Below are 3796 nucleotides of genomic sequence, written 5' to 3'. Positions count from 1 at the left end.
GTCGTCGCCGGGCCAGACAGCCGCCCCGGCGAAACGGTCATCGAGGGCGCCGACCTGCCCCACTTCCTGCCCAGCGGCCGGGCGACCATCTTCCGCATCCTGGTCAGCGAACTGCTCGACGCCCGCCCGCGCGCCCGCGGCATCGTCGTCGCCGCGGACAAGGACGTGCTCCACGTCGCCCGCCGTTTCAAGTCGCGCCTCGAGTTCGTCCAGATCAAGCCGCCGCTGACCTATGACCAGGCCATCGACGGCCTGGCCGGCCGCCATCCCGGCCTCCTTATCGTCGATTGCCTCACCGCCGGCAACTTGCCGTCGTTGCTGGCCGCGGCGCGCCATACCCTGGTGGTCACGCAACTGGACACCGTCTATCACGCCGGAGCCGTCGCCCGCTACCTGCGCGATCTGGGCACGCCAGTCGGCGACCTGGAGCCGCTGCGCTGGGTGCTCAGCGTCCAACGGCTGCCGATGCTCTGCCCCATCTGCCGGCAGGCCGCGACCGTCTCCATTGAGCAGTTGGCCCAACTGGAATCGCTCGCCCGGCGCTATCCGGCGCTGGCCGCGCTGGAAGTGGCCGCCGGCGCTGGGGCCGGTTCGCCCGCGCCCGTCGGGGCCTACTTCGCCCCCGGCCGCTGCGACCAGTGTAAGAGGACGGGCCGGCAAGGGGACGTGGCCGTCTTCGACTTTCTGCGCGTCGAACCAGGCGCGTCGCCGTGGGAACAGCCGAGCGCCCTGCCGATGGCCGGCTACGTCTGGATGATGGCCCAGCGCGGCCAGCTGTCTCTGCTCGACGCGCTGGAGTTCGAGAGCGAACAGCTGCGCCGCACCTATAGCCTGCTCATGCGCCGCGAGCGCCAGCTGATTGAGACCGAAGCAGCGCTGGAGCGCAAGACGGTCGAACTTGACACGGCCAACCGTCTGCTCAACCGGCGCACGCGCGAACTCGTCTCGCTGGAAGGTATCGGCCAGGCCCTCATCACCTGGAACGACCTGAGCGAGTTGGGCGGCCATGTGCTGCGCGCCGCGCTAGAGCTTTCCAAGGCCGACCGGGGCGTGCTCTACTACGTCCGCTCGGCCGAGTGGGCGCAGGTGTTGGCTGCCCACGGCTGGCGCGAGGCGGAGGTTGGCGTTGGCATGGCGCGCGCCGTCGTCTATGAGGGACTGTCGGAGCGGGAGCCGTTGAGCTTTGTCGGCCGTCCGCCAGGCGTCCCGGTGGCCGCCGACAGCCCGCTGTTGCGCGCCGGGCTGGCCGTGCCGCTGGTCGCCCACGGCATCCCGGCCGGGCTGATGCTCGTTCAGTCCACGCGCAAGTCGCGCTTCACGCAGGGCGAGGTGGCTATCCTGCAAACGTTGGCCGGCTACGCCGCCGTCGCCATGCAGCGCGCCGGACTGGTGGAACAACTGCGCGGCAAGATTGAGGCGCTGGAGGAGGCGCAGGAGAATCTGGCTCAGAAGGAGCGGTTGGAGAGCGAACTGGAACTGGCGCGCCAGGTGCAGTTGAGCATGCTGCCGCGCACCTTCCCGCGCACGCCCGGCCTGACCTTCGCCGCCAGCTACGCCCCCGCCCGCCAGGTGGGCGGCGACTTCTACGACGTGATCCGGCTGGGCGGCGACCGGGTGGGGCTGGTCATCGCCGACGTGTCGGACAAGGGTATGCCGGCGGCGCTCTACATGGCGCTCTCCCGCAGCCTCATCCTGGCCGCGGCGCGGCAGTTCGACTCGCCGGCCGAGGCGCTGACCAGCGTCAACCAACTACTGCTGGAGTTGGGCGAGCAAGACATGTTCGTCACCGTCTTCTATGGCGTGCTCGACCGGAGCGGCTGCTGTCTCACCTACGCCCGCGCGGGACACGACCGGCCGTTGCTCTTGCGCGACGGGACGGCGCAACTGCTCGGCGGGCGGGGCATGGCGTTGGGGCTGTTCGAGGCGGGGCTCTTCACCGTGACGCAGGAGTCGCTGGACTTGCAATCTGGCGACCGGCTGATGCTCTACACCGACGGCCTGAGCGACGTGGTCAACGGCGACGGCGAGATGCTGGATGCCGAGCGGCTGATCGAGCTGGCCTTGACCCACGCCGCGCGGCCGCCGGCCGAGTTCTGCCGCGCCCTCTTCGACGATCTGGCCGCCTACCAGGGCGACGCGCCGCAGTTTGATGATATGGCGTTGGTGGTGGTGGCGGTGGAGTAAGCTTCCTCAATGCCGCCCAAAAAACTCCACCGTCCGCTCCATAAACAACACGTCGCCATCCCCCCGGAACGTGTGCGGCTGAAGCTGGTAGAAGTGACACTCCGGCGCGTACGAGATTTCACCGGCCGAACTCAGGGCTTCCAACACGTCGCATAACTCGACCGACCACGCCACCGGAACCACGTCGTCCGCCTCGCTGTGGTGGACGGCCACCGCCGCCTCCACCCGCCCCAGGTTTTCCAACGGCGAGATAGCCGCCAGCGTCTCCGGCGGCGCGCCCAACTCGAACCGCGCCCGCTCGCTGCCCGCCCACTCCCGGATGCGGCCGTAGTTCTTCGTCTCGTCGCCGCTCATGGAGCCGTAGAGCACGGCCGCGCGCAGGTAGGGCGCGTTGTTGGCCGTAATGACCCGCAGCGCCACCCCGCCGCCCATACTGTGCCCCCACAGATTGATATCGTCGGCGTTGGCCCGGCGCAGCGTGCCCAGCGGGTCCTGGCTCTGTTCGCGGATGATGGCGATCAGGTTCAGTACGTCAATGGCGTAGCCGATGCGATAGGGGTCAGGCCCGCTGTCGGACGGCGGGTAGTTGCGGAAGTTGGGGTGGATGACGAAGTAGCCCGCCTCGGCCAGGTAGTCGGCGTAGCGGCGCGTGTAGGGCACAACCTCGTACTCGTCCGGGTCGATGTAGCCGTGGAGCACCAGCGCCACCGGGAAGTTATCTCCCTCATGGGGCACGTTCATGAAGCCGTAGATGGTCAGGTCGTCGCTGGGGTACTGGATCAGGTAGCGGGTGAATGAGTCGGTCGTCTCCAACGTATCGACAATCTCCAGCAGCCCGCCACCATAGGGCCGCGCCGCCAGCGCCTCGATGGTCAACTCGGCGTAGGGGTCAGGCGTCGGGCTGGGCGCGGTTGTGGGTGTAGGCGCAATCGTTGGCGGAATGGTCGGCGTTGCCTCGACCGTGGAGATAGCAGTCATCGGTTCTTCAGGGACCTGGGTGATGACAGCCGTTGCTGTCCCTATCGTCTGTAGTTCGCTGACGGCTGTAGCCACCGCCGGGCTTGCCGCTATGCGAATCCCCGCCTCGCCCAACTGGTCACAAGCCGTCAAAAATCCAAACGCAGCCACCAGCACCCACAAGACGCAGCGATTGGTGTGCTTCATTCGTACCGTTAGCCGGTCGCCTGACCCTCGCCCCCGCCGTCGTCGGTCTCATCCTCCGGCACCCGCCGCAGGGCGAACATTGTCACGTCGTCAAACGCCTCCGCGCCGGCGGTGTGTTCGCGCACGGCCTTTTCCACTGCCGCCAGCGCCTCTGTGGCCGTATGGCCGGCTCGCAGCAGCGCGGTAACCCGCGCCAGCCCCAACTCTTCGGCTGCCGGATCGCGCGCCTCGGTCACGCCGTCGGTGTAGGCGAATAGCAGGTCATCGACGGCCAACCGCGTCTCGGCCAGCCAGTAGGCGGGCTGAACGAGCAGTCCAATGGCCGGGCCGGTCGGCGGCAACTGTTCGCGCACCACGCGCCCATCCTGCCGCGCCCGGCCCAACACCAGCGGCGGGTTGTGGCCGGCGTTGACGTACAGCAAGCGGCCCGTCGCCGGATCCAGCACGG

The 3796-nt window shown here is 68.4% G+C and carries 3 protein-coding genes; 1 reads left to right on the top strand and 2 read right to left on the bottom strand.

The window, feature by feature from the left end:
- The coding region (locus tag ACE3UY_RS13580; protein ID WP_374688046.1) for a SpoIIE family protein phosphatase at positions 1 to 2184 on the top strand (2184 nt) is incomplete at its 5' end.
- Between the two features lie 6 nt (positions 2185 to 2190).
- On the opposite strand, the gene ACE3UY_RS13575 is transcribed toward ACE3UY_RS13580, so the two are convergent.
- Together ACE3UY_RS13575 and ACE3UY_RS13570 are read right to left on the bottom strand one after the other, a co-directional pair.
- On the bottom strand, positions 2191 to 3348 hold the full coding sequence (locus ACE3UY_RS13575) for an alpha/beta hydrolase family protein (protein ID WP_374688045.1): 1158 nt from the start codon (positions 3346 to 3348) through the stop codon (positions 2191 to 2193).
- A gap of 8 nt (positions 3349 to 3356) precedes the next feature.
- A partial coding sequence (locus ACE3UY_RS13570; RefSeq protein WP_374688044.1) for a PP2C family protein-serine/threonine phosphatase occupies positions 3357 to 3796 on the bottom strand: 440 nt, incomplete at its 5' end.

Source organism: Promineifilum sp. (SeqCode) (genome assembly GCF_041918635.1).
Lineage (GTDB): Bacteria > Chloroflexota > Anaerolineae > Promineifilales > Promineifilaceae > Promineifilum.
The sequence above is the reverse complement of the archived record's forward strand: the minus strand, read 5'-3'. Positions and strand labels throughout refer to the sequence as shown.

Coding starts and splice junctions, on each gene's coding strand:
- ACE3UY_RS13575 (WP_374688045.1), bottom strand. CDS start 3,348: ATGAAGCACACCAATCGCTGCGTCTTGTGGGTGCTGGTGGCTGCGTTT.